This is a genomic window from Chachezhania sediminis (genome assembly GCF_009765275.1).
Lineage (GTDB): Bacteria > Pseudomonadota > Alphaproteobacteria > Rhodobacterales > Rhodobacteraceae > Chachezhania > Chachezhania sediminis.
The window spans coordinates 853,634-879,177 of the sequence record NZ_VOPH01000002.1; the positions used below are offsets into that span (position 1 = coordinate 853,634).

The 25,544-nt window shown below is 66.0% G+C and carries 25 protein-coding genes and 1 tRNA gene; 13 read left to right on the forward strand and 13 right to left on the reverse strand.

The window, feature by feature from the left end; translation table 11 throughout:
• Positions 1 to 97: 97 nt before the first annotated feature.
• Positions 98 to 697 (forward strand): tetratricopeptide repeat protein, encoded by a 600-nt coding sequence (locus FQK05_RS08940; RefSeq protein ID WP_233270430.1) that lies wholly within the window; start codon positions 98 to 100, stop codon positions 695 to 697.
• Between the two features lie 142 nt (positions 698 to 839).
• Positions 840 to 924, forward strand: a tRNA-Leu gene (locus tag FQK05_RS08945).
• Between the two features lie 60 nt (positions 925 to 984).
• Here FQK05_RS08945 and FQK05_RS08950 read toward each other — a convergent pair.
• The gene (locus tag FQK05_RS08950; protein ID WP_199252615.1) at positions 985 to 2,565 is read right to left on the reverse strand and encodes a DHA2 family efflux MFS transporter permease subunit; all 1,581 of its coding nucleotides are present in this window, start codon (positions 2,563 to 2,565) and stop codon (positions 985 to 987) included.
• A gap of 3 nt (positions 2,566 to 2,568) precedes the next feature.
• Positions 2,569 to 3,618 carry an HlyD family secretion protein gene (locus FQK05_RS08955; protein ID WP_158965807.1) on the reverse strand — a complete coding sequence of 350 codons (1,050 nt, stop codon included), beginning with the start codon at positions 3,616 to 3,618 and terminating at the stop codon, positions 2,569 to 2,571.
• 161 nt (positions 3,619 to 3,779) lie between these two features.
• Here FQK05_RS08955 and FQK05_RS08960 point away from each other — a divergent pair, with 161 nt between their 5' ends.
• A complete protein-coding gene (locus FQK05_RS08960; RefSeq protein ID WP_158965809.1) occupies positions 3,780 to 4,616 on the forward strand; it encodes a BKACE family enzyme in 837 nt (278 codons plus the stop codon).
• Positions 4,617 to 4,866: 250 nt separating this feature from the next.
• Here FQK05_RS08960 and FQK05_RS08965 read toward each other — a convergent pair whose 3' ends face one another.
• Genes FQK05_RS08965 through FQK05_RS08975 form a run of 3 tightly spaced genes read right to left on the reverse strand, consistent with a single transcriptional unit; the run spans position 4,867 to position 7,016 of the window.
• Positions 4,867 to 5,703, reverse strand: coding sequence for a metal ABC transporter permease (locus FQK05_RS08965; RefSeq protein ID WP_158965811.1), 837 nt, complete (start codon positions 5,701 to 5,703; stop codon positions 4,867 to 4,869).
• Between the two features lie 9 nt (positions 5,704 to 5,712).
• On the reverse strand, positions 5,713 to 6,504 hold the full coding sequence (locus FQK05_RS08970) for a metal ABC transporter ATP-binding protein (RefSeq protein ID WP_158965813.1): 792 nt from the start codon (positions 6,502 to 6,504) through the stop codon (positions 5,713 to 5,715).
• The gene (locus FQK05_RS08975; RefSeq protein WP_158965815.1) at positions 6,501 to 7,016 is read right to left on the reverse strand and encodes a Fur family transcriptional regulator; all 516 of its coding nucleotides are present in this window, start codon (positions 7,014 to 7,016) and stop codon (positions 6,501 to 6,503) included. Before FQK05_RS08975 ends, FQK05_RS08970 begins: the two co-directional genes overlap by 4 nt.
• 94 nt (positions 7,017 to 7,110) lie before the next feature.
• Between FQK05_RS08975 and FQK05_RS08980 the strand changes: the two genes are divergently transcribed.
• From FQK05_RS08980 to FQK05_RS09005, 6 genes are all read left to right on the forward strand, one after another.
• Positions 7,111 to 8,118, forward strand: coding sequence for a zinc ABC transporter substrate-binding protein (locus FQK05_RS08980; RefSeq protein ID WP_158965817.1), 1,008 nt, complete (start codon positions 7,111 to 7,113; stop codon positions 8,116 to 8,118).
• 147 nt (positions 8,119 to 8,265) lie between these two features.
• Complete coding sequence (locus tag FQK05_RS08985) at positions 8,266 to 8,883, forward strand: ATP-dependent Clp protease proteolytic subunit (protein WP_158965820.1); 618 nt, start codon at positions 8,266 to 8,268, stop codon at positions 8,881 to 8,883.
• 435 nt (positions 8,884 to 9,318) lie between these two features.
• Positions 9,319 to 10,587, forward strand: a complete 1,269-nt coding sequence (gene clpX / locus FQK05_RS08990) for an ATP-dependent Clp protease ATP-binding subunit ClpX (RefSeq protein ID WP_158965822.1) — start codon at positions 9,319 to 9,321, stop codon at positions 10,585 to 10,587.
• Positions 10,588 to 10,810: 223 nt separating this feature from the next.
• The gene (locus FQK05_RS08995) at positions 10,811 to 11,194 is read left to right on the forward strand and encodes an NADH:ubiquinone oxidoreductase subunit NDUFA12 (RefSeq protein ID WP_158965824.1); all 384 of its coding nucleotides are present in this window, start codon (positions 10,811 to 10,813) and stop codon (positions 11,192 to 11,194) included.
• Positions 11,195 to 11,215: 21 nt separating this feature from the next.
• The gene (gene mlaD / locus FQK05_RS09000) at positions 11,216 to 11,671 is read left to right on the forward strand and encodes an outer membrane lipid asymmetry maintenance protein MlaD (protein WP_158965826.1); all 456 of its coding nucleotides are present in this window, start codon (positions 11,216 to 11,218) and stop codon (positions 11,669 to 11,671) included.
• Positions 11,668 to 12,057, forward strand: coding sequence for a DUF2155 domain-containing protein (locus tag FQK05_RS09005; RefSeq protein WP_158965828.1), 390 nt, complete (start codon positions 11,668 to 11,670; stop codon positions 12,055 to 12,057). Before mlaD ends, FQK05_RS09005 begins: the two co-directional genes overlap by 4 nt.
• Here FQK05_RS09005 and aat read toward each other — a convergent pair.
• The 8 genes from aat to FQK05_RS09045 form a co-directional block, all read right to left on the reverse strand.
• The gene (gene aat, locus FQK05_RS09010) at positions 12,021 to 12,653 is read right to left on the reverse strand and encodes a leucyl/phenylalanyl-tRNA--protein transferase (protein WP_158965830.1); all 633 of its coding nucleotides are present in this window, start codon (positions 12,651 to 12,653) and stop codon (positions 12,021 to 12,023) included. The two genes, FQK05_RS09005 and aat, sit on opposite strands and share 37 nt — an antisense overlap.
• Positions 12,654 to 12,780: 127 nt before the next feature.
• A complete protein-coding gene (gene accC / locus FQK05_RS09015) occupies positions 12,781 to 14,133 on the reverse strand; it encodes an acetyl-CoA carboxylase biotin carboxylase subunit (protein WP_158965832.1) in 1,353 nt (450 codons plus the stop codon).
• Positions 14,134 to 14,224: 91 nt separating this feature from the next.
• Positions 14,225 to 14,728, reverse strand: coding sequence for an acetyl-CoA carboxylase biotin carboxyl carrier protein (accB, locus tag FQK05_RS09020; RefSeq protein ID WP_158965834.1), 504 nt, complete (start codon positions 14,726 to 14,728; stop codon positions 14,225 to 14,227).
• Between the two features lie 344 nt (positions 14,729 to 15,072).
• Positions 15,073 to 15,828 (reverse strand): ABC transporter ATP-binding protein, encoded by a 756-nt coding sequence (locus tag FQK05_RS09025; RefSeq protein WP_158965836.1) that lies wholly within the window; start codon positions 15,826 to 15,828, stop codon positions 15,073 to 15,075.
• A gap of 84 nt (positions 15,829 to 15,912) precedes the next feature.
• A complete protein-coding gene (locus FQK05_RS09030; RefSeq protein ID WP_158965839.1) occupies positions 15,913 to 16,668 on the reverse strand; it encodes an ABC transporter ATP-binding protein in 756 nt (251 codons plus the stop codon).
• A 12-nt stretch (positions 16,669 to 16,680) separates the two neighbouring features.
• Positions 16,681 to 17,883 carry a branched-chain amino acid ABC transporter permease gene (locus FQK05_RS09035; protein WP_158965841.1) on the reverse strand — a complete coding sequence of 401 codons (1,203 nt, stop codon included), beginning with the start codon at positions 17,881 to 17,883 and terminating at the stop codon, positions 16,681 to 16,683.
• A gap of 3 nt (positions 17,884 to 17,886) precedes the next feature.
• Positions 17,887 to 18,918 (reverse strand): branched-chain amino acid ABC transporter permease, encoded by a 1,032-nt coding sequence (locus tag FQK05_RS09040; RefSeq protein ID WP_158965843.1) that lies wholly within the window; start codon positions 18,916 to 18,918, stop codon positions 17,887 to 17,889.
• 127 nt (positions 18,919 to 19,045) lie between these two features.
• The gene (locus FQK05_RS09045; protein ID WP_158965845.1) at positions 19,046 to 20,437 is read right to left on the reverse strand and encodes a substrate-binding protein; all 1,392 of its coding nucleotides are present in this window, start codon (positions 20,435 to 20,437) and stop codon (positions 19,046 to 19,048) included.
• A gap of 242 nt (positions 20,438 to 20,679) precedes the next feature.
• On the opposite strand from FQK05_RS09045, the gene FQK05_RS09050 reads away from it, so the two are divergent.
• The 4 genes from FQK05_RS09050 to FQK05_RS09065 all read left to right on the forward strand — a co-directional run bounded on the left by FQK05_RS09050 (position 20,680) and on the right by FQK05_RS09065 (position 25,511).
• Entirely contained in the window at positions 20,680 to 21,981 is a 1,302-nt protein-coding gene (locus tag FQK05_RS09050; RefSeq protein WP_158965847.1) for a helix-turn-helix transcriptional regulator, read from the forward strand.
• A gap of 106 nt (positions 21,982 to 22,087) precedes the next feature.
• A complete protein-coding gene (locus FQK05_RS09055) occupies positions 22,088 to 22,468 on the forward strand; it encodes a response regulator transcription factor (protein WP_158965849.1) in 381 nt (126 codons plus the stop codon).
• Positions 22,465 to 22,833, forward strand: a complete 369-nt coding sequence (locus FQK05_RS09060) for a hypothetical protein (RefSeq protein ID WP_158965851.1) — start codon at positions 22,465 to 22,467, stop codon at positions 22,831 to 22,833. Before FQK05_RS09055 ends, FQK05_RS09060 begins: the two co-directional genes overlap by 4 nt.
• Positions 22,833 to 25,511, forward strand: a complete 2,679-nt coding sequence (locus tag FQK05_RS09065) for a sensor histidine kinase (RefSeq protein WP_158965853.1) — start codon at positions 22,833 to 22,835, stop codon at positions 25,509 to 25,511. Before FQK05_RS09060 ends, FQK05_RS09065 begins: the two co-directional genes overlap by 1 nt.
• Positions 25,512 to 25,544: the final 33 nt, after the last annotated feature.

Sequence of the window (25,544 nt, forward strand, 5' to 3'; positions counted from 1 at the left end):
TGCGATCCCACCCTGCGGTCTGGCGGGGCGTGTCGCAACCCCGCCGGGCCCGAAGATGTGACTTGACCGGCCGGCCCCGGCAGAGCCAGCATGCGATATGCGTTTCCGGGCCTGCCTTCTTGCGGCGAGTGTCGCCGCGCTGTCCTCTCCCTCTGGTGCCCAGCCGGTGGTCGGTCCTGTGCCGGTCCAGGACATCTGCCCCGCGGCGCCCGATCACCGGGCCGAACTGGACGCTCTGATCGCCCGGACCCAGGCGGCGCAGACCGAAGGACAGGCGCGGGCGATTTCCGGACAGATGTGGGAATTCTGGGCGGATGCACCGAACGAACAGGCGCAGGCGATTCTGGACCGTGGCATGTCGATGCGGCGGTCCTTCGACCTGCTGGGGGCCCTGGCCGAGTTCGACCGGTTGGTCGATTACTGTCCCGACTATGCCGAAGGCTATAACCAGCGGGCCTTCGTGTCCTTCCTGCAGCAGGATTTCATGACAGCGCTGGCGGACCTGGGCCGGACGCTGGACCTGTCGCCCCGCCATATAGGCGCGCTAAGCGGGCGGGCCCTGTCGCTGGCGGCGCTGGGCCGGATTGCCGAGGCGCAGCTGGCGCTGGACCGGGCGCTGGAACTTAACCCCTGGCTGCCCGAACGCCACATGCGCGCGCCGGGCGGGCCGCTGGCGGATCGGGGCAAGGATATCTGAGACCGTTCCATGGCGCCCGGCCGCGGATCGCGCCTGCGCCGGCCCTCCCGCCCGTCCCCGGCGGGTCCTTGCGGGATTCGCCGTCCGTCGCAGGTGCGATGCGATTGTCGTCGTCGTCCTGTGGCTGTAGGATTGGGCCTGTGCGGGCGTGATGGAATGGTAGACATATCGGACTTAAACTCCGAAGGGCCTGGCCCGTGTGGGTTCGAGTCCCACCGCCCGCACCATTGATCCCGATCTCTGACGATGGCCCGGCGATGGGGCGGATCCCGCGAAGGAATGCGGCTTCAGTCCGCTTTCTCGCGCTCGCCGTGGCCCCAGCGGTCCCGCGGGACGCCGCGGGCCAGAAGGGCCAACGGGATCAGACCCAGAAAGCTGAGCGCGATCAAGGCGAAGACCTGAAGGAAGGCGGCACTTTGCGCCTGCTGGTTCAGAAGCTGGCCCAGAAGGGCCGGGGCCCTGGGGTCCGACAGGGACAGGCCTTGCGCGGACAGCCATTGTTTCACTGCCGGGTTGAAGGCGTTGATATGGCCGCCCAGCATGTCCCATTGGGCCTGCGCGTAGCGGGTTTGCAGCGTCGCGGCGATGGATATGCCGATGGACTGCCCCAGCGTCCGGGCAAGGTTGTAGAGGCTGGCGGCCTCGGTCGTGGACTCGCGGGGCAGGGTGGCATAGGCCATGGTCGAGATCGCGACGAAGAAGAACCCCATCCCGAAGCCCATGACCGAGATCGCAGGGACGAAGTTCCAGGGGCCTGCCTGCATCGACAGGCCCGACAGCATCCAGGCGCCGAGCGCGGAAAAGACCATCCCCGACATCACGAAGACCCGGGGCGGAAGGGTGCTGTTCAGGCGCGCGTAAAGGCCCATCGACACCAGCGAGAGGATGCCTTGCGGCGCCAAGAGCAGCCCGGCATCGACGGCCGGGTAGTTCATCAGGTTTTCCAGAAACAGCGGCAGGATCGACAGGGTGCCGAACATGCCGAAGCCGAAGACGAACATGATGATGCAGGCGATGGCCAGGTTGCGGTCGCGCAGCAGGCGGATGTCGACCACCGCGTCCCGGCGCGTCAGGGCGCGGGCCACGAACCATCCCACCAGCGCCACGCCCAGCACCGCGCAGGCCAGGATGAAGCGCGACTGGAACCAGTTGTCGATATTGCCCTTGTCCAGCATCACCTGCAGCGCGCCGATCCCCAGCGCCAGAACCAGGGCGCCCAGCACGTCGACCCGGCCGCTGCCGCGTGGTTCATGCCGCAGGGTTGCGGCCAGGACCAGCAGCGTCAGGGCGCCCACAGGCAGGTTGATCAGGAAGACCCAGGGCCAGTCGAGCGCGCTGGTCAGGGTCCCGCCCAGGATCGGCCCCATGACCGGCCCCACCATGATTCCCATGCCCCAGAAGGCCATGGCACGGCCGCGTTGTTCCGGCTCGAAGGCATCGACCATCAGGGATTGCGACAGCGGGATCACGCTGGCCCCGGCAACGCCCTGGATGAAACGGAAGACGACGATTTCCCCGAGAGAGGTCGCCTGGCTGCACAGGACCGAGGCCACGACGAAGCCCCCGACCGACCACAGCATGACGTTCCGACGCCCGAAGCGCCGGGCAAGGTAGCCCGACAGCGGGATCACCATTGCCTCGGCCACGATATAGGATGTCAGGACCCAGGTGATCTGGTCGGGCGAGGCGCCCAGCGTTCCGGCCATGTGGGGCAGGGCGACATTCACGATGGTCTTGTCGAGGATGATCATGACCGTGGCCATCATCACGGCAACCGCCATCAGCGCGCGACCCTTGTGGGCCGCGACGCCGGGCATGTCGGGGACGGTCGGGGCGCCTCTCGGGTCGCTGCTCGGGGCGGTGGCCACGGATCAGTTCTTCGCGGCAGGCGCCGCGGCCTGTTCCGTGTCGATTTTCACTGTGGCCGAGGCGCCGACGCGCAGTGGCGCTTCGGCCCTGTCGTTCGTCATCGCGATCCGGACCGGGAACCGTTGCGTGACCTTGACCCAGTTGCCGGTGGCATTCTCGGGGGGCAGCAGGGCGAAGGCCGCGCCCGAGGCCGGCGACAGGCTTTCCACCGTGCCGGTCCAGCTTTGGCCTGGATACATGTCGATGGTCACATGGGCCGTCATGCCGGGACGGATCCTGGTCAGGTCCGTCTCCTTGAAGTTGGCGGTGATGTACCAGGTGTCGTCCTCGACCAGCGGGAAAAGCGACTCGCCGGCCTGGACATAATCGCCCGGGCGCAGCGTGACCGGGCCCAGCGTGCCGTCTGCCGGGGCATGGACGACGGCATGGGACAGGTTCAGCTTTGCCTCGGTCAGGTTGGCCTGGGCGACCTGAACGCGGGCGTTGTCCGTTTCCGTGCCGCCCACCTTGGCCTGAGCTTCGGTCAGGCGGGCCTTCGCGGCCTCGACCTCGGCCTTGGCCTGGTTCAGGGTCGACGTGATGTCGTCGCTTTTGGAGACGGTCTGGTCGCCCTTTGCCACCAGGTCGGCGATGCGCTTGTACTGGGCCTCGGCATTGGTCAGAATCGCCTGCTGCGCCGCGATCTCGGCCCTGGCGGCGTCGACCGCGGCAATGGCCGAGGCGACCTCCTGCTGGGCCAGGCTGACCTGGGCGGCCTGCAGGGTCTCTTCCGCTTCGAACTCGGATGCGTCCAGCTGGACCAGGACGTCGCCGGCCTTGACCGCCGTGTTGCTGGCATTGGGGACCCTTGTCACCTGCCCGGCGACCTGGGCCGAGACATGGACGATATTGGCGCCCACATAGGCGTCCCGGGTCGACGGGTGAGTGTCGGAGTAGCGGATATACCAGTAGCCGCCGGCGATCAGGCCGACCAGGGCCAGAAGCACCACGATCCGTGCGATCCAGGGGGTGCCCCTGTGCGGCTGGTCCGGTGCGGTTGCGGTGTCGCTCATCGTGTTCTCGTCTCCGTGCCGTTCCGAATTCTCCGCCCGTGCGATGATTAGCACGGTGCATCCGGCAGGCAAGCTGCAGTGGCGGGTCGCGTTGACAATCGGTGCGGGATCGAAACACTTCGCATCGCCCGTCCATGGGCCGCGCATCCGGAGGACATGCCATGACGACCCCCTGCATCATCTGCGTCGCGATCACCGGATCGCTGCCGACCAAGGCCAACAACCCGGCGGTGCCGATCACGGTCGAGGAGCAGGTGGAAAGCACGCAGGAGGCGTTCGAGGCCGGGGCCACGATCTGCCACGCCCATGTCCGCAATCCCGACCAGACGCCCAGTTCGGACCCGGAGAAGTTCGCGCGGCTGAAGGAAGGACTGGAAAAGCACTGCCCGGGCATGGTGATCCAGTTTTCCACCGGGGGACGGTCCGGATCCGGGCGCGAGCGCGGGGGCATGTTGTCCCTGCGGCCGGACATGGCCAGCCTGTCGGTGGGGTCGAACAACTTTCCCACGCGGGTCTACGAGAATGCGCCGGACCTGGTGGCCTGGCTGGCGGACGAGATGAAGACCTATGACATCAAGCCGGAGATCGAGGCCTTCGACCTGAGCCACATCTTCAAGGCGGCCGAGATGCATGCGGCGGGGGCGATCAAGGATACTCCCTATGTCCAGTTCGTGATGGGCGTGAAGAACGCGATGCCGGCCGACAAGGATGTGTTCGATTATTACGTGAAGACGGTGAACCGGTTCTTCCCAGGGGCGCCGTGGTGTGCGGCGGGGATCGGGCCCAAACAGATCGTCCTGAACGAATGGGCGATTGCGGCCGGCGGCCATGCAAGAACGGGGATGGAGGACAACGTCCGCCTGGACCGCGACACGTTGGCGCCGTCGAACGCCGCGCTGGTCCGGCGCGCGGCCGAAATCGCGGAGAAGCACGAACGCCCGGTTGCGACCTTTGCGCAGACCCGTTCGATGCTGGGTCTGCGGCCCTTCGCGGCCTGAATTCCGGGGCTGCGTGCAGGCATCGCGCCTGCGCCGCACCACCTTGGTCGTCTCCTGCGGAGCCGACCTCGCACACCCGCCGGATCCCTGCGGGATCCGCTGTCGCGGTGCAGGTGCGATGCCGTTTGCGACCGGGGAAGGGGAACAGGATCTTCGTTACGACAGGCATTCCGGACCGGCATGGTCCGCCCGTGCCATGCCATCCCGGTGTGAGAGCCGTGTGACAGCGCCGTCGACAACGATGGCGAACTCAGCCGTCGGTGCGCGGCACGGCACCGGTGCCGGTTCTGCGGCCCAGGGCGCGGATCAGGCCGGCGAGGGCGGTGGTCACGACGAAAAGGCCGGCCGCGGTGCAGACGATGCTGGGACCTGCGGGCGTGTCGAAGGCAAAGGCCAGTTCCAGCCCGCCGATGGCCGCGGCGACGGCCAGGACGGTGGCAACCAGCGCCATCGCCTCGGGTGTGCGGACCAGCGGGCGGGCGGCGGCGGCGGGCAGGATCAGCAGGGCCGTGATCAGCAGGACACCCACCACTTTCAGCGCAACCGCCACGACGATGGCCAGCGCCAGCGTCAGGCCGAAGGCATCGTGGCGCGGGTTCCGCCCGGCGGCGCGGGCAAGGTCGGGCGATAGCGTCGCGGCCAGCAGCGGGTTCCAGCGCCAGACCAGCAGGGCCAGCACCAGCGCGGCGCCGACCCAGATCGTCACAAGGTCGCCCTTCGACACGGCAAGGATGTCGCCGAAAAGATAGCTCATCAGATCCAGCCGGACATGGCCCAGCAACGCCACCGCGACCAGCCCCGCGGCCAGCGCGCTGTGGGCCAGGACCCCCAGCGCCGTGTCCATGGCGCGCGCGCGCCCGGTGAGCGCGGTCGCGGCCGAGGCCATGGCCAGCGCGGCGATCAGCACGGCCGGCATCGGGGGCATGTCGGTGGCCAGCGCCAGTGCAATGCCCAGGATCCCGGCATGGGCCGTCGCATCGCCGAAATAGGCCATCCGCCGCCAGACGACGAAACAGCCCATCGGTGCTGCTGCCAGTGCCACACCCAGCGCCGCCAGCAGCGCCCGCAGGAAGAAATCGTCCAGCATGGGAAAGGGTTACTCCGCCAGCCGCAGGCCCAGAGGTTGACCGGCGGCGGGGTGCAGATCGTCGCCCGAACGGTGCAGCACCGCCATGCCCGGCGCGGCCGCGCCGAACAGCGCACGATAGGCCGGGTCGGCCCCGACCTCGGCCGGGGTGCCGTCGCAGAGCACGCGGCCCCCCATCACCACGACCCGGTCCGAGGCCGCCATGACCACGTCCAGATCGTGGCTGACCATCACGACGGCGCAGCCCAGATCGCGGCGCGTGGTTTCGATCAGCCGATAGAAGCTGGCGGTGCCTTCGGCATCCAGGCCCTGGGTCGGTTCATCCAGCAATAGAAGGTCGGGCCTGCCCAGAAGCGCGCGGGCCAGAAGCACCCTCTGCCGCTGACCCCCGGACAGGTCCGCCAGCTGGCGCCGGGCCAGGTGGGCGGTGCCGGTGCGGTCGAGCGCCTCTTCGGCCTTGCCGCGGGCCGCACGGCGCGGCAGGTCCAGGAACCGGCGCGCGGTCATCGGCAGCGTCGGGTCCAGCGTCAGCGTCTGCGGCACGTAACCGATCCGCAGGCCGGGGTCGCGCTGAATGTCCCCGGCGGCGATGCGGACCGCCCCGATCAGGCTGCGCAGCAGGGTGGACTTGCCGGACCCGTTGCGGCCGACGATCGTCACGATCTCGCCCCGGGCAATGGTCAGGGACACGTCCTGCAGGACCGGCGTGCGATCCAGTACAACCGACAGGTTGCTGATGCGCACCAGCGGGGCCGCCGCGGGCACCGGGCCCGGCAGGATATCGGCCGCGCGCAGGCTCATGCCGCGACCTCGGCCGCGGCCGGGTCCTTGCGGCAGGCGGGGCAAAGCCCCTCGGCCTCGACCACCTGGCGTTCGACCAGGAAACCCGTGGCCGCCGCGGCCTCGGCCAGGCCCGAGATGGTCAGATCGCCTTCGGCCTCGGCCACGGACCGGCAGTGGCGGCAAATCAGGAAGGCCGGCACGTGATCGTGCGCGCCATGACCGTGTTCGTCCAGAAGGGCACAGGCGGCATAGGCGTTCAGACGCTCGATCCGGTGAATCAGCCCGGCCTTCAAAAGGAAGTCGAGCGCCCGGTACACCGTCGGTGGCTGCGCGGCGTGGCCGTCCTGGACCAGAACTTCAAGGATGTCGTAGGCGCCGAAGGCCCGGTGCGCTTCCAGCAGGATTTCGAACACCCGGCGGCGCATGGGCGTGAACTGCAGCTTGTCTGCCTTGCAACGCGACTCGGCCTGCCGCATCGCGTCGTCGATGCAGCCAGCGTGATCGTGGCGTTCGAATCCTATGGCGGACAAGGGCAGTCTCCGGAACCTGTCGAGAAGGGTTGTTACAGTATAACATCTCATCTATCAACCGCCCCCGAAGCGATTCTGTTTTGCGGAGATCCCCATGGTTCCAGTCCTGTTCCCGCGCTGCCGTTCCGGCTGGCGCGCCGCCCCCCTGCGTGCGATTCGCCTGTCGGTGGCCGGCCTGTGCCTGAGTTCCGCCGCGCTGGCGGGGCCTGCGCCGAAGGTCGTGGCCGATATCGCCCCGGTGCAGTCCCTGGTTGCGATCGTCATGGCCGGTGTCGGAACGCCGAGCCTGCTGGTGCCCGTCGATGCATCCCCCCACAGCCTGGCGCTGAAGCCCAGCCAGGCCCGGGCGCTTTCGGAAGCAGACTTTGTCGTCTGGGTCGGGCCGGAACTGGAACCCTGGCTGGACCACCCGCTCGACTCGCTGGCCCCCGATGCGGCGCGCCTGTCGTTGCTGGACGACGGCGGAGCAGAGCCGTTGCCGTTCCGGCAGGGCATGGCGGTCGAAGGGCACGACGATCATGACGACCATGCGGATCACGACGATCATGACGACCATGAGGGCGACGAGCACGGCCACCACCACGGGGACGAGGATCCCCATGCCTGGCTGGATCCGGCGATCGGGCGCAAGTGGCTGGGGGCCATTGCCGCGCAACTGGCAGAGGTCGATCCGGAAAATGCCGGGACCTATCGCGCCAATGCCGAGGCAGGGCAGGTGGAACTGCTGACGCTGGAACGGTCGGTGGCGGCCGAACTGGCGCCGGTGCGGGACCGCGCTTTCGTGACCGGGCACGACGCCTTCCAGTATTTCGAACACCGCTTCGGACTGAACTGGGTCGGGTCGGTCGCAGGCGGCGACGCCACCGCCCCCGGTCCGCGCCGGATCGCCGAGCTGCGCGACGTGCTGGCCGAGCGGGATGTCGTCTGCGCATTTTCCGATCCGCAGGTCAGCGACAAGCTTTTGCGTGCGGTGATCGAAGGCACGGATATCCGGCTGGGCACCATGGACCCGATCGGCCGGACCCTGCCGGAAGGGCCGGCGCACTATGCGGCGTTGATCACAGGACTGGCCGATGCCCTGAAGGGTTGCGTCGCGGAATAGGGATGCAACCGAATCTCGTGCCCGTTCAGGGGCGGCCGCTTGGCACGGGGCCGGCGGCCCCTCTTGAAGGCCCCCCGGCACGATACTAAGATTCGCTTAACGCATCTCCGGCTATGCTGCCGGACACCAGAATAAGGGGCAGGTGCCATGAAGGATCCGATTTCGCAACTTACCAGTTTCGTGATCCCCACGGTGGAAGAAACCACCGCACGCGGATCTGTCCGCTATGATATCTTCTCGCGCCTGTTGAAGGAGCGGATCGTCTTCGTATCCGGCCCGGTGCAGGACGATATGGCCACGATCATCGTGGCCCAGCTGCTGTTCCTCGAGGCGGAAAGCCCGTCCAAGGAAATCTCCATGTACATCAACAGCCCGGGCGGCATCGTCACCTCGGGCCTGTCGATCTATGACACCATGCAGTACATCAAGCCCAAGATCGCGACCGTCTGCATTGGTCAGGCGTCCTCGATGGGGTCGGTTCTGCTGGTGGGTGGCGAACCCGGCATGCGGATGTCGCTGCCGAACAGCCGCATCATGGTCCACCAGCCGTCGGGCGGGTATCAGGGCCAGGCGTCAGACATCATGATCCACGCGGCCGAGACGCAGAAGCTGAAGGACCGCCTGTACGAGATCTATACCAAGCACACCGGTCAGCCGAAGGAAGCGGTCGAGAAGGCCTTGGATCGCGACAACTTCATGTCGCCGGAAGAGGCCAAGGCCTGGGGTCACATTGACGAGATCGTGGCACATCGCGGCGACGCGTGATCCTGACGGATTCGGACGCCGGCACCGGATAGGTGCCGGCGACACCGGTCAGCGGTCTTCGGACCGGGTGCCATGATGACGGATTGGGCCGTTTGGGATTTTATTCCAAAATGACGTAGCGTCATTTTGGCCGGGGCGACCCGGGCCGGCAAAATGGGCCGGTGTAAATGGCCTTTTTGACCCTTCTCGCCGGTCCCGTCGCATCCGGGGCCGCCGGTCCGCAGGATGCCGGTCCGGACAGGTTACCTTAACCAGTGGGGAAGGCAGGGCCTTTACCAGCCGCGATTTTGAGATTGTAGTGACTTTGGCGCTGTCCTAGATTGCCTAGAAGTCGGACGCGAAGGCCCGGACGCGGGGGTCTGAACAAGAAGATCCGGCAGTGCCGGGGGGCATGTTGGACGACGAGGCCCGAAAGGGAAGCCCGAAAGGTAGAACATGGCGACGAATTCTAGCGGCGACAGCAAGAACACGCTCTACTGCAGTTTCTGCGGCAAGAGCCAGCATGAAGTGCGCAAACTGATCGCCGGTCCGACTGTCTTCATCTGCGACGAATGCGTAGAGCTGTGCATGGACATCATCCGCGAGGAAACGAAGGCCAACGGGCTGAAGACCTCGGACGGGGTGCCGTCGCCGAAGGATATCTGCGACGTGCTGGACGATTACGTGATCGGCCAGGCGCGGGCCAAGCGGGTGCTGTCGGTGGCCGTGCACAACCACTACAAGCGCCTGAACCATTCGCAGAAGGCCGGCGCCGATATCGAGCTGGCGAAATCGAACATCCTGCTGATCGGCCCGACCGGCTGCGGCAAGACGCTGCTGGCCCAGACGCTGGCGCGAATCCTGGATGTGCCCTTTACCATGGCAGACGCGACCACGCTGACCGAAGCCGGTTACGTGGGCGAAGATGTCGAAAACATCATCCTGAAGCTGCTGCAGGCGTCGGAATACAATGTAGAGCGGGCACAGCGCGGCATTGTCTACATCGACGAAGTCGACAAGATCACCCGCAAGTCCGAAAACCCCTCGATCACCCGCGACGTGTCGGGCGAGGGCGTGCAGCAGGCACTGCTGAAGCTGATGGAAGGGACCGTTGCGTCGGTTCCGCCGCAGGGCGGGCGCAAGCATCCGCAGCAGGAATTCCTGCAGGTGGACACGACCAACATCCTGTTCATCTGCGGCGGCGCCTTTGCCGGTTTGGACAAGATCATCGCGCAGCGCCACAAGGGCTCGGCCATGGGTTTCGGCGCCGACGTGCGGGACAATGACGAACGCAACATCGGCGAGATCTTCAAGGATCTGGAACCGGAAGACCTGCTGAAGTTCGGCCTGATCCCGGAATTCGTCGGCCGTCTGCCGGTTCTGGCGACGCTGGAAGACCTGGACGAGGACGCGCTGGTCACCATCCTGACCACGCCGAAGAACGCCCTGGTCAAGCAGTACCAGCGCCTGTTCGAGCTGGAGGACACCGAGCTGGTGTTCACCGACGACGCGCTGCAGGCGATCGCCAAGCGGGCCATCGAACGCAAGACCGGTGCGCGCGGGCTGCGCTCGATCCTGGAGGACATCCTGCTTGACACGATGTTCGACCTGCCGAGCCTGTCCAGCGTGACCAAGGTCGTCGTGAACGAGGAATCGGCGAATTCCGATGCCGCCCCGCTGATGATCCACGCAGATGCCGAGCGCGAGCCGGCCTCGGCAGGCTGATCGGCACGGCAATCGGCGGGCCCGTCAAATCAAATCCGGACAGGCAGGACGTTTCATGGTATCTTTGGCCGGGGCTTCCCCAGGACCAAAGGTCCTTGCTGCCGCCGGGTTGCCACCCTGCGCGCCCGTGTCGCCCCGCGTCATCCAGCCAGTCCCGATGCGGCCACTGGACCTTGCCGGGGCTTTGCGCCATATCTGAACCAGCACAAGGCCGGAGGCACCCATGAGCATCAAGGACATGTTCCTGCACGCGACGACCTGGTGGCACGGCCAGACCCTGCCGACCAAGATCTTCACGTCCCGTCACGGCGTGAAAGTGGGCGAGGACGACCAGGGCAACATCTATTACCGTACGCGCGACGACAGCCGCCGGTGGGTGATCTTCAACGGCCTGGTCGAGGCAAGCCGCATCGGTCCCGACTGGCACGGCTGGCTGCACCGTACCTTCGACGATCCGCCGACGGCCAAGCCGCTGGTGCACAAGCCGTGGGAAAAGCCCCATATCGAGAATCTGACCGGGACTCCGCTGGCCTATGTGCCACCCGGATCGCTGCGCCGGCCCGACCCCGTCGCCCGCAGCGACTACGAGGCGTGGAGCCCCGAATAATCATTCAAGGGACCTGACCCCATGTCGCAGAATCCCGTCGAGATCGTCGTCGGTGGCGTCGTTCTTGCCGCCGCCATCGCCTTTGCCGTCTTCGCCGGACAGACCGCCGGTATCTCCGGCGGCGGATCCAGCTACCCGCTCACCGCCTCGTTCCGGTCGGTCGAAGGGGTCAGCGTCGGAACCGACGTGCGCCTGGCCGGCGTCAAGGTCGGAACTGTCTCGCGCCTGGACCTGGACCCCGACACCTATCGGGCAACGGCCACGCTGAACGTGACGGACAAGATCCTGATCCCCGACGACAGCGCCGTCATCGTGTCTTCCGAAGGTCTTCTGGGCGGCAACTTCGTCGAGATCAGCCCCGGCGGCTCGATGGACTATTTCGCCCCGGGCGGAGAGATTACCGACACCCAGGGGGCGGTCAGCCTGATTTCGCTTCTGGTCCAGTTCGTCACCGGCAGCGGGAGCAGCGAAGAGTGATCCGCGCGGCCCTGCTGGCACTGGCAGGGCTGGCGGTGTCGCCGGTCCTGGCACAGGATACGTCCGTGCCGGTCCAGGCCGGTCCTTCCGTCCTGTCTGGCTCCGGTGCCGTGCTGCGGGGCCTGGACAAGGTCAGCGGTCACAAGATGGACGTGGAACTGTCCCGCGGCGGCCGGGCGGTGATCTTCGGTCTGGACGTGCGTCTGGGCGACTGCCGCTATCCCCGCAGGAACCCCACGGGCGATGGTTATGCCTTGCTGGAGGTGCGCCGCGTCGGACATCCGGAAATCGAGTTCGAAGGCTGGATGGTCGCGTCGGCCCCGGCACTGAACGCGCTGGACGATCCCCGCTACGATGTCTGGCTGGTGCGCTGCAAGATTTCCTGAACCGACGGTATCGCCGGAGCGGTGAACGAGGCGGGGCGGGCAATCGCTTCGGCCAGCTGTCGGCGGTATTCGCCTCGCGAAATCTCTACCGCGCCCAGCGAGGCCAGGTGTGATGTCAGGAACTGCGTGTCGAACAGGGTGAACCCGCCGCGGTTCAGCCGGTCCACAAGATAGGCCAGCGCCACTTTCGACGCATCCGTCCGGCGCGAGAACATGCTTTCCCCGAAGAAGGCCGCCCCCAGCACCACGCCGTAGACCCCGCCGACCAGCAGATCGCCGTCATAGACCTCCAGCGAATGGGCATGGCCCAGCTCGTGCAGGTCCAGGTATCGGTCGCGAATCTCGTCGTTGATCCAGGTCTCGGCCCGGTCGGCACAGCCGTCGACAACGCCGGCAAAGTCGCGGTCGGTGTCGATGCGGAAGACCCCGCTGCGGATCCGCCGTGCCAGAGACCGCGAGATTCGGAAACCGTCCAGCGGGAACACGCCCCGGCGCCGCGGATCGACCCAGAAGATTTCCGGGTCGTCGCGATGCTCGGACATCGGGAAGATCCCGATGGAATAGGCATGCAGCAGCAGTTCGGGCGTCAGGGTCATAGGCCGTCAAAATGCCCGGCGCGGCGCGCAGGCGCCGCATCGCGCCCGATCCGCCGGGGCGGGCGGGTGGGGCGGTGAGGGCGCGATCCCGCCGTCACGGACGATGGACCGCCGCCCCCCAAGAGGATCACTCCGCCTTGGCGTGATCGGCCAGCCACTGTTCCAGCCAGTGGATGTTGTAGTTGCCGGCCTGGATGTCCGGATCGCGCAGCAGCGCATCGAAGAGCGGCACCGTCGTGTGCACGCCATCGACGATCAGTTCCCCCAGCGCGCGGTCGAGACGGGCCAGCGCCTCGGGCCGGTCGCGTCCGTGGACGATCAGCTTTGCGATCAGGCTGTCATAGTTGGGTGGGATCGAATAGCCGTCGTAAAGCGCCGAATCCATCCGCACCCCCAGACCGCCGGGCGTGTGAAAATGGGTGATCTTGCCCGGGCTCGGCGCGAAATCCGGCAACCGTTCGGCGTTGATCCGCACCTCGATGGCATGGCCGCGGGGGACAAGGTCCTCCTGCTTGAACGACATCTTCAGGCCGGCGGCGATGCGGATCTGTTCCCGCACCAGATCGACGCCCATGATCGCTTCGGTCACCGGGTGTTCCACCTGCAGGCGGGTGTTCATCTCGATGAAATAGAACTGGCCGTTCTCGTACAGGAACTCGACCGTGCCGGCGCCGGAATAGCCCAGCTTGGCCATGGCGTCCGAACAGATCTTGCCGATCCTGGCCCGTTCGGCCGGGGTGATCGACGGGCCGGGCGCCTCTTCCAGCACTTTCTGGTGGCGCCGCTGCAGGGAACAGTCGCGTTCCGCCAGATGCACGGCCGTGCCGCGGCCGTCGCCGAAGACCTGCACCTCGATATGGCGGGGCGTGGTCAGGTACTTCTCGATATAGACCTCGTCATTGCCGAAGGCGGCCTTTGCCTCGGCCCGCGCGGTGCGGAAGGCGCTTTCCATCTCCAGCGCGTCATGGGCGACCTTCATGCCGCGGCCGCCGCCGCCGGCGGTGGCCTTGACGATGACCGGATAGCCGATCTGCTCGCCCAGTTCGCGCGCGGTGTCGAGGTCCGGCACACCGCCTTCGCTGCCGGGCACGCAGGGCACGCCCAGCATCTTCATCGTGTCCTTGGCGGTGATCTTGTCACCCATCAGCCGGATATGTTCCGACGAGGGCCCGATGAACGCGATGTTCATCTCTTCCAGGATTTCGACGAACCGGGCGTTTTCCGACAGAAAGCCGTAGCCCGGGTGGATCGCCTCGGCGCCCGTGATCTCGCAGGCGGAAACGATGGCCGGGATCGAGAGATAGCTTTTCGGGCTTGGCGGCGGACCGATGCAGATCGATTCGTCGGCCATCCGCACATGCATGGCGTCGCTGTCGGCGGTGGAATGGACCGCCACGGTGGCGATCCCCATCTCTCGGGCGGCGCGGACGACGCGGAGCGCGATCTCACCCCGGTTGGCGATCAGGATTTTCTTGAACATCTCTAGGCCCCGCGCGGTCCTTGATTGGGTCGCGCCGCCCTTTTGACGGCGCAGGGATCGAATGGCCGCCCCGTTGCGGGCGGCCGGCGGATCATTCGATGATGACGAGCGGCGTGCCGTATTCGACAGCCGCCTGATCCTCGACCAGGATCCGGCGCACGGTGCCGGCCCGCGGCGCGGGGATGTGGTTCATGGTCTTCATCGCCTCGACGATCAGCAGGGTCTGACCTTCGGTCACGGTAGCGCCCACGGAAACGAAGGGATCCGCGCCCGGTTCGGCCTGCATGTAGACAGTGCCCACCATGGGTGAGGTCACGGCGCCGGGATGGTCGGCCGGATCCTCGGCCGCGGCCGGTGCGGCGGTTGCGGCAGCGGGTGCTGCGGCAGGGGCCGCTGCCGCCGGGGCGGCGACCGGGGCGGCGGCGGGCACATGAGCCACCACTTGCGGCGGCGTCCGGGTTACGCGGACATTGAGGCTGTGATGCGAGCCGTCCTCGCGTTCGACATGAAGCTCTGTCAGGTCGTTCTCGCGCAGGAGACGGGCCAGAGCCTCGATGAAGGCCACGTCGGCGTCGTGTGTGTTGCTCTCGGTCATACAGGTCCTCGGCCTATGTCGAAACGGGCGGGCTCCGTTTTCGCGGTTTTGGGGGCTTATAGGCCAAGGGTAAACGGGTGAAAAGCGGTCTCGCACATGTCGGCAAGGGCTCGTTCGCGGAACTGTGCGTCGGATGGGGGCACGAAGGGTGCCCCAGGGTCATGCAAGTGGCCCCCGTAGCCGTTTGGGCCCGGCGTGCTCCGATCCGCCGGATGTCTTCGGCGTTCGATGCCCCGGACCGGGCGCGGGACGGGCGATCCGGACGCGGGGCAGGGGGGCAAACGGAAACGGGCCGCATCCCAGGATGCGGCCCGTCTGAGGAATCCCGCCAGGGATGGGGAGGGTCAGATGGCGAGATATTCCGAACGCAGCTCGGCATTGGACAGGACGTCCTTGGCCGAGCCGTCGAAGACCACGGAGCCGGTGTCGAGGATCACGGCCCGGTCGGACAGTTCCAGCGCGCGGACGGCGTTCTGTTCGACGATGATCGTGGTCATGCCCTGTTCCTTGATGTGCATGAGCGTCTTTTCGATCTCGTCGACGATCACCGGGGCCAGGCCTTCATAGGGTTCGTCCAGGAGCAGCACCTTGATGTCCCGTGACAGGGCGCGCGCGATGGCCAGCATCTGCTGTTCGCCGCCCGACAGCGTCACACCTTCCTGCTTGCGGCGTTCGCCCAAGCGCGGGAAAAGTTCGTAGACCCGCTCCAGCGACCAGCCGACCGGCGGGGCGATCTGGGCCAGCTGCAGGTTTTCCTCGACTGTCAGGCCGGGGATGATGCGGCGGTCTTCAGGCACCAGGCCAAGACCCGCGCGCGCTGCCTGGTGGCTGGACATGTTGTGCAGCGGTTGGTGGTCCAGCCAGATTTCACCATGGGTGACCTGCGGATCGCCGATCCGGGCGATGGACCGCAGGGTCGAGGTCTTGCCGGCGCCGTTCCGGCCCAGCAGTGCCAGGATCTCGCCCTCGTGCACGTTGAAGCTGACGCCCTGCACGATGTAACTTTCGCCGTAATAGGCATGCACGTCCCAGACCGACAGGAAGGCCGGTGCCGTGGCCGCCATGTTGGCGTTCTTGGAGAAGTCGGGTTTGACGTTCATCTTCGGGTCCTCTCGGAAGGAGGGGGCGGACGTACCGCCATAAGTTGAGCCGGTCGGCGGGGTTTGCCCCGCCGTTGCCGGTGATCAGGCGCTTTCGCCCAGATAGGCCTCGCGCACCTTCGGATTGCCGCGGATATTCTGCGGCTCGTCCTCGACCAGGGGCGTGCCCTGGGCCAGGACGGTGATCCGGTCGGCCAGCGAAAAGACGACGTGCATGTCGTGCTCGATGATCGCGATGGTGATGTCGCGTTCCGCCTTGATCTGCCTCAGCAGGTCGATCGTGTTGTTGGTATCGGCCCGCGCCATGCCGGCGGTGGGTTCGTCCAGAAGCAGCAGGCGGGGCTGCTGCGACAGGCACATGCCGATCTCCAGCCTTCGCTTGTCGCCCCGTGACATCGACGCCGCGTGCATGTGACGCTTGTCGATCATGTTCATGTCGATCAGCATCTTTTCCGCCTGCTCGACCATCTCGGCCTCGCTGGCCACGGTTTCGTAAGCGTGCATCCGGAACGACCCGTCGCGCTTGGCAAAGATCGGGATCATCATGTTTTCGAACACGGTCAGGTCGCCGAAGATCTCGGGCGTCTGGAACACCCGGGATATGCCCATCTGGTTGATCTCGTAGGGCGCCCGGCCCAGCACCGACTGCCCGTCGAACATGACCGACCCGGTGTCGGGGATCAGCTTGCCGACCAGGCAGTTCAGCAGGGTCGACTTGCCGGCCCCGTTCGGCCCGATGATCGCGTGAACCGTGTTCTCCTTGACCGAGAGGTTCACGTCGGACAGTGCCTTCAACCCGCCGAAGCGCTTGGAGACGTTCTTTACGTCGAGAATGCCCATTCTTCGCCCTCCTTATTCCGCGGGTTCGGTCTTGGTTTCGGCGGCTTTGGCCTTCCGCTTGGATCCGGAGATCCAGGCGTAGATCCGCTGTCCGCCTTCGACCAGGCCACCGGGCAGGAAGATCACCACCAGCATGAACAGGATGCCCAGCGTCAGGTGCCAGCCCGAGCCGACGAAGTGGTCCGCCACCCATACGACCGCGTGCTGCAGCCCGTCGGGCAGGAAGGAGAACCAGCCGTCCAGCGTCGATTCGTTGATCTTCGAGAAGATGTTCTCGAAGTACTTGATGAAGCCCGCGCCCAGGACCGGACCGATCAGGGTGCCGGCACCGCCGAGGATGGTCATCAGGACCACTTCGCCGCTTGCCGTCCACTGCATCCGCTCGGCGCCTGCCAGCGGGTCCATGCAGGCCAGAAGGCCACCCGCCAGGCCGGCATACATGCCCGAGATGATGAAGGCCGTCAGCGTGTAGGGACGGGTGTTCAGGCCCGTGTAGTTCATCCGCTGCTGGTTCGACTTCACCGCCCGCAGCATCAGGCCGAAGGGCGACCGGAAGATGCGGATCGACAGGTAGAAGGCGATCAGCATGATGATGGCGCAGGTGTAGAACCCGACCGAGAACTGGAACGCCCAGGGCCCGATCTGGATCTGCTCGGCCGCCCGCATTTCAAGCCCGAAGAGGCTGGTCACCGGGATCGAGCCGTCTGCCGTGGCGCTGGAGCCCAGGATCCGGGGATCGTTCAGCGACAGCTGCAGGCCGGTCTCGCCGTTGGTGATCGGCGTCAGGACCGAGTAAGCGAGGTTGTAGGACATCTGCGCGAAGGCCAGCGTCAGGATCGAGAAGTAGATGCCCGAGCGCCGCAGCGAGACGAAGCCGATCACGGCGGCGAAGATCCCCGAAACCAGGATCGACAGGACGATGGCGGGGATGATGTTCATGCTGAGCAGCTTGAACATCCAGACCGCCGAGTAGGACCCCACCCCCAGAAAGGCCGCGTGGCCGAAGGAGAGGTAGCCTGTCAGGCCGAACAGGATGTTGAACCCGATCGCGAAGATCCCGAAGATCACGAAGCGCTGCATCAGGTCCGGATAGCCGGCGTTGAACTGCGCCATGGCCGAGCCTTCGGGGAACGGGTTCAGGATGAACGGTGCCAGGAGCACCATCAATGCCACGACGATCAGGAGCGTGGTGTCTTTTTTGTCGAGACCGAACATGGATCAGTCCTCCATCACGCCCTTGCGACCCATGAGGCCACGCGGACGGGTAAGCAGGATGAGGATGGCAACCAGGTAGATGATGATCTGGTCGATGCCGGGGAAAATGGCCTTGATCTGGTTCATCGAGGCAAAGCTTTCCAGGATGCCCAGCATGAAGCCCGCAAGGACGGCGCCGGGCAGCGAGCCCATGCCGCCCACGACCACCACCACGAAGCTGAGAACCAGGAAGTCCATGCCCATGTGATAGTTCGGTGCGTTGATCGGCGCGTACATGACGCCCGCCAGCCCCGCCACGGCGGCCGCCAGGCCGAACATGATGGTGAAGCGGCGATCGATGTCGATGCCCAGAAGGCCCACGGTTTCGCGGTCCGCCATGCCGGCACGGACGACCATGCCGAAGGTGGTGAATTGCAGGAACGAGAACACGCCGGCGATCACGATGGCGGCAAAGCCGAAATAGACCAGGCGCCAGTAGGGATAGATGATCACGTTCGGATCGAAGCCCAGGATCGTGCCGAAATCGAAAGAACCCCGGAAGATGTCGGGTGCCGGCGTCTGGATCGGGTTGGCGCCGTAGTAGTGCTTGACCAGTTCCTGCAGAACGATGGCCAGGCCGAAGGTCACCAGGATCTGGTCGGCATGGGGGCGCTTGTAGAAGTGCTTGATCAGCCCGCGTTCCATGGCATAGCCGATCAGCAGCATGATCGGGATCGCGAAGAGGATCGCCAGGGGCACCGACCAGTTTATGATCGCGGCTCCCGTATCCGCGCCGAACCAGGCCTCGACATAGGGCGTCTTGACCTTCATCGGATTGCCAAGGAAGTCCGTCCTTGTCGGGTCGACGGTTTCGAAACTCAGCGTCAGAAAACGCTGGACGGTAACGGCGCAGAAGGCGCCGATCATGAACAGGGCGCCGTGGGCGAAGTTCACCACCCCGAGCGTGCCGAAAATTAGGGTCAGGCCCAAAGCGATCAGCGCATAGGCCGACCCCTTGTCGAGCCCGTTCAGGATTTGCAGGATGATGGCGTCCATCGGCTCTCCCTCCCGGCGGAAAATGACGGAAAGACATGACCATTCCACCGGCCGGAATCACGGGCCGGTGGTCTGGTCGGGTGATCCGGCCGCGGCGTGCCGCGGCCGGGGTATCGGGGGTACTTGATCAGGCGCCCGGGTTGCACTTGCCCAGGTTGCCGCCCGCGAACATCGGGTTGTCGGGCTCGTACCAGACCTGTGCGACCGGGGTGACCTCGACCACTTCGAGAAGGTCGAATTCCGAGGTCGGGTTCTCCTGGCCCTTCACGACCAGAACGTCCTTGAAGCACTGGTGGTCAGCCGAACGATAGAGCGTCTGGCCATTGCCCAGTCCGTCGAACAGGTAGCCCTTGTTGGACGGGGACGAGATGCCCGGCAGCGAGCTGTCGCCGCCTTCCAGCGCCTCGACCACGGCACAGGGGTTGAACGACCCGGCGCGTTCCACGGCATCGGCGTAAAGCAGGGCCTGCACATAGCAGGTCTGCGCCGCCTGGCTGGGCGGGAAGCCGTACTTGGTGCCGAAGGACTTGACGAAGGCCTTGGTGCCCTCGTCCTGCAGTTTCCAGTCCCAGTTGGACGAACCGACGATGCCCTTGATGTTCTCGCCCGCGCCCTTGGCCATCAGTTCCGAATAGAGCGGCACCACGATTTCGAAGTTCTTGCCGTTGGCCTGCTTTTCGCGCAGGCCGAACTGCACGGCGTTGGTCAGCGAGTTGACCATGTTGCCGCCATAGTGGTTCAGGACCAGCACGTCGGCGCCCGAGTTCAGGACCGGCGCGATGTAGGACGAGAAGTCGGTCGAAGCCAAGGGCGTCAGCACGTTGTTGACGGTTTCCCAGCCCATTGCCTCGGTAGCGGCGGCAATGGATTCCTGCTGCGTCCAGCCCCAAGTATAGTCCGCGGTCAGGTGATAGGCCTTGCGATCCTTGCCATAGAGCTTCTCCAGCACCGGTGCCAGCGCGGCGGCCGACATGTAGGCGTTGAAGAAGTGGCGGAAGCCGTTGGCCTTCTTGTCCTTGCCCGTGGTGTCGTTGGAGTGGGTCAGGCCCGCCATGAAGATGACGCCGGCTTCCTGGCAGAGGCCCTGCACGGCCACGGCCACGCCCGAGGACGAACCGCCGGAGACCATGATGGCGCCGTCCTTTTCGATCATCGACTTGGCCGAGGCGCGGGCGGCGTCAGATTTGGTCTGGGTGTCGCCGGTGACGAACTTGACCTCCTTGCCAAGGATCCCGTTGCCCTTGAGCGCCTTGGACGAGAAGGTCTGCAGCATGCCGCCGTCGCCGCCGCCGTTCAGGTGCTCGACCGCCAGCTGGAAGGCCCGCAGTTCGTCCATGCCTTCGTCGGCATAGGGCCCGGTCTGGGGCACATTGAAGCCCAGCGTGACCGAACTGCCGGTCGGCTCGTTTGTGAAGGCGTGCGCGCTCGACGCCGTGAAGATCGTCGGCACCGCTAGACCGGCCCCGGCCACGGCGCCGGACTTCAACACGCCGCGGCGCGAGATATCCGTCTTGGACATGGAAATCCTCCCTATCATCCCGTTTTCGTGATGAACGCTGCGCGGGCTCCTCTTTCCCGCGAAACGTATGCACTATGTGCAAACCCACTATGCGGCAGGAATGTAAAACCGCGCAATAAACCCTTTGCTTGGAACGAAAATTCTGTAAATCTCTGAACAGGATCTGGGGGCGTTTTGTAAATTCTTGTACGCTGCGCCGCGGAAAGATCTTGAAATGGCTCTGAAAAGACGCGGGAGGGCGCATGAGCCGGGACACGCTGACCGGGAGTCGAATACGCGAAAGACGGGCCATCACCGGTCTACGGCAGGCAGATCTTGCCCGACAGGTGGGGATTTCGGCGTCCTATCTCAACCTCATCGAACACAACCGGCGCAGAATCGGTGGGAAACTGCTGATCGATATCGCCGCCGCGCTGGGGGTCGAACCGGCCGTCCTGACCGAAGGGGCCGAGGCCGCGCTGATCTCGACCCTGCGGGAGGCGGCGGCGGATACGGCGGCCATTGCGGCCGAAGTCGACCGTGTGGACGAACTCGCCGGCCGGTTCCCGGGCTGGGCAGAACTCCTGGCATCGTGCCATCGCCGCAATGCCTCGCTTGAACGGACGGTAGAGGCCCTGTCGGACCGGCTGACCCATGACCCGCATCTGGCGGCGTCCCTGCACGAGGTCCTGTCGAGCGCCGCGGCGATCCGGTCGACATCGTCGATCCTGGCGGAATCCGCGGATCTGGAAACCGAATGGCGCGACCGCTTCCATGTCAGCCTGAACGAGGAGAGCGCGCGCCTGGCCGACAGTTCCAAGGCGCTGGTCCGCTACCTGGACGAAAGCGGCGGGGACGAAGACCGCCGCGGCGTCCCGCAGGAGGAAGTCGACGCCTTCCTGGCTGCCCACGACTACCACTTCCCGGGGCTGGAGGACGGGTCGGAAGATATCGACACGCTGGTCCGGTCGGCGTCCGAACTGGGCACGACCGCCGCGCGGTCGATGGCCCGGGGCGTGCTGAACCAGTATGCCGAGGATGCGCGGCGGCTGCCTCTTGGTCCCGTCGGCACCCTGATCGCCCGGGTCGGGGCGGATCCGGCCGCGCTGGTGCGCGAGACCGGGGAAAGCCTGCCCTGCATCCTGCGCCGCCTGGCGGCGTTGCCATCGACGCTGGTGGGGACGGACACGGGGCTGGCGATCAGCGATGCCTCCGGCAGCCTGGTCTTTTCCAAGCCCGTGGCCGGCTTTGCGTTGCCGCGGCTGGGGGCGGCCTGTCCGCTCTGGCCGCTTTATACCGCGCTGACCCGGCCGCAGGTTCCCCTGCGCCGCACCGTGGCCCAGGCGGGCCGGTCGCCCGCGGTCTTCGACTGCATGGCAGTGTCCTGGCCGGTCTCGCCCCCGTCCTTCCGCGACGATCCCCAGATGATGGCGGTCATGCTGGTCCTGCCGCGGCGCGGGGACGTGCCGCCCGATGCCGCGCCGGTCGGCACGAGTTGCCGGATCTGCATCCGCCGGGCCTGCCCGTCGCGGCGGGAACGGTCCATTCTGAAGGAGGAGTTTTGAGTTTTGACAGTTTGAACCGATGCCGGATAAGTTGAATAACATATTCAAAAAGGGCGGATCGAACCGGGACAACAAATCCGGCGCCGTCGGGGAGGGATGGGACTCGATGGGCCGCAAGGTTTTGCTGATCGAGGATGAAGCGAATATTGCCGAGGCAATCCGCTTTTTGTTGTCGAGGGAGGGCTGGCAGGTGCGCGTGCACGCCGACGGGGCCGATGCGGTTCAGGTGATCCGGGACATGGCACCCGATCTGGTCATCCTGGACGTTATGCTTCCGGGCAAAAGCGGGATGGACGTGCTGCAGGAACTGCGCTCGACCGAGGTGATGAAGGCGCTGCCGGTCCTGATGCTGACCGCCCGCGGCCAGTCGCGCGACCGCGAGATGGCGGAACGGGCCGGTGCCAGCCGTTTCATGACGAAACCGTTTTCCAATGCCGAGGTGCTGACCGCGGTGCGCGACCTGGTGGCCGGGGCCGGGCAGGCATGACCGAACGGCCACCCCCGGTCTTCCTGGAGCGGCGGACCTATCGCCGCCGTCGCGCCATCGATGCGATCCGGGTGCTGCCGATCTTCGGTACGGGTCTGTTCCTGCTGCCGCTGCTGTGGCCTGGGGCCGGGCACCGAGGCGACGCCGATGCCATGCCGATGTCGGACATCCTGATCTACATCTTCGCCGCCTGGGCTGTCCTGATCCTGGCTATCGTGGCACTGGGCCGGCTGGAACGCGGTCTGGCCGGCGACGAGGATGACGGCCCCGAAGGCTGGCCCGGCACACCTTCCACACCGTCCCGCCCGGTGGCCGCCGGCCTTCAGAGCCGTCCGCCAACAACCGGAGAGGGCGGAGCGGACTGATGGCGACCCTCGACCTCATGGTCCTGGTCTGCCTGATCTACGTGGTCTTCCTGTTCGTCGTGGCCTTTGCCGCCGAACGGCTGGCCACACGGCGCCGCGGCGGCTGGCTGCAATCGCCGCTGATCTACACCCTTTCCTTGTCGATCTACTGCACCGCCTGGACCTTCTATGGCGCCGTGGGCTACGCCGCCCGGTCGGGGATGGAGTTCGTGACGATCTACCTTGGCCCTTCGCTGGTCATGGCCGGCTGGTGGTGGGGGCTAAGGAAACTTGTCCGGATCGGGCGCAGCCAGCGGGTGACCTCCATCGCCGACCTGGTCTCGGCCCGCTATGGCAAGTCGAACCTTCTGGCGATTTCGGTCACCATCCTGGCCGTGATCGGGGTCACACCCTATATCGCGCTGCAATTACAGTCGATCACCCTGTCCTTCGCGGCCTTCTCGGCCATGGACAGCGGCAGCACCTTTGCCGAGACGCAGACGGTGTTCTGGGCGGCCGGCGGCCTGGCGGTCTTCGCGATCATTTTCGGCACCCGGAACCTGGATGCCAACGAACGCCACCACGGTGTCGTCACCGCCGTGGCGCTGGAGGCGGTGGTGAAACTGGTGGCGTTGCTGTCGGTCGGCATCTTCGTCGTATGGGGCCTGTCCGGGGGGATCGGCCCCACGATGGACCGCATCGATGCCTCGCGCATCGGCCAGTGGCAGGTCGACGGCGGCCGATGGGCCACAATCACCGCGCTGGCGGCGGCGGCCTTCCTGACCCTGCCGCGGATGTTCCAGGTGATGGTGGTCGAGAATTCGGACGAAGGCCATCTGCGCACCGCCGCCTGGGCCTTCCCGCTCTACCTGATGCTGATGAGCCTTTTCGTGATTCCCATCGCCGCCGTGGGTCTGGAGGTGATGCCGGACGGCGCGAACCCGGACCTGTTCGTGCTGACCCTGCCCCTGGAAAAGGGCGAAACCGCGCTGGCGATGCTGGCCTTTCTGGGCGGATTTTCTTCTGCCACCTCGATGGTGATCGTGGCGGCAATGGCGCTGTCGACGATGGTGTCGAACCACCTGGTCATGCCGATCTGGCTGGCCTTCAAGACATCCGGCGCCCAGGTCTCGGGCGATGCGCGGGCCGTGGTGCTGACGGCAAGGCGGATCTCCATCGCCGTGATCATGGGGCTGGGGTATTTCTATTACTCGCTGTCGGGGGGCGGCGCGGCGCTGGCCTCGATCGGGCTGATCGCCTTTGCCGGCGTGGCCCAGATCCTGCCGGCCATGATCGGCGGCATCTTCTGGCGTGGTGCCACCCGGATCGGTGCGCTGACCGGGCTGACGGTGGGCTTCGTCCTCTGGGTCTACACGCTGCTTTTGCCGGGCATTGGCAGCGGCCTTCTGCCGCCGGAGATCATGGCCGACGGCCCCTTCGGCCTGACTTGGCTGAAGCCGCAGGCGCTTTTCGGCTTCGTGGGGCTCGACCCGCTGGTCCATTCGGTGCTGTTCAGCCTGGCCCTGAACACGACGGTCTTTTGCGCGGTGTCCGTCGTCAGCTTTCCCAGCCCGCTGGAACGCCTGCAGGGGGCGCAGTTCGTCAACGTGTTCGACCATTCGACAGCCACTCGCCGCTGGACCGGGTCCGTCGCGCAAAGCGAGGACCTGATGATCATGACCCAGCGCCTGCTGGGCGCGACCGAGGCACAGGCCCTGTTCGAGGCCGAGGCAAAGCGGCAGGGCGTCACCGGCCACCTGCCCACGCCGACGCCTGCCTTCCTGGAGCGTCTGGAACGCGTCCTGTCGGGGGCGGTGGGGGCTGCTACGGCCCATGCCATGGTCGACCAGATCGTCGGCCGGTCGTCGGTGTCGGTCGAAGACCTGCTGGCCGTGGCGGATGAAAGCGCCCAGATGCTGGAATATTCGTCTCAGCTGGAAGCGAAGTCGGACGAACTGGCCCGGACCCTGCACCAGTTGCGCGAGGCGAACCAGAAGCTGACCCAGATCAGCCTTCAGAAGGACGCGTTTCTAAGCCAGGTCAGCCACGAATTGCGGACGCCCATGACCTCGATCCGGGCCTTTTCCGAGATCCTGCGGGATGCCGAAGGGCTGGGGCCCGTGGACCAGACCCGCTATGCCAACATCATCCATGACGAGGCGCTGCGGCTGACGCGTCTGCTGGACGACCTGCTGGACCTGAGCGTTCTGGAAAACGGACGGGTCACCCTGAACCTGCGCCAGGGCCGGCTGGGCGACGTCCTGGACCGCGCGGTCGATGCGGCGCTGGCAGGTGCCGACCGGCCGCTGACGGTGCGGCGGCGGCGGGTGGCCGAAGCGGTCGAGGTCGAGACGGATCTGGACCGGCTGGCACAGGTCTTCATCAACCTGATCACCAACGCGCAGAAATACTGCGACGCGGCGCGACCCGAACTGACGATCGAGGTGCACAGTCTGTCAAGCGGCGTGGCCGTGGACTTCATCGACAATGGCGGCGGCATCCCGGCCGAGGCGCAAGCCACAGTTTTCGAGAAGTTTTCACGTGTCCACGCCGAAAAGGCCGGTGGCGCGGGTCTGGGCCTGGCGATCTGCCGCGAGATCCTGCTGCGGCTGGGGGGCGACATCTCCTATCTCCAGGGGCACCGGGGCGCGGCCTTCCGGGTGACGCTGCCGCTTGTCCACGTTCCGGTCCCGGCCTGAGCCCTTCGGCATCGCGGTAAAGCGAATCGTAAC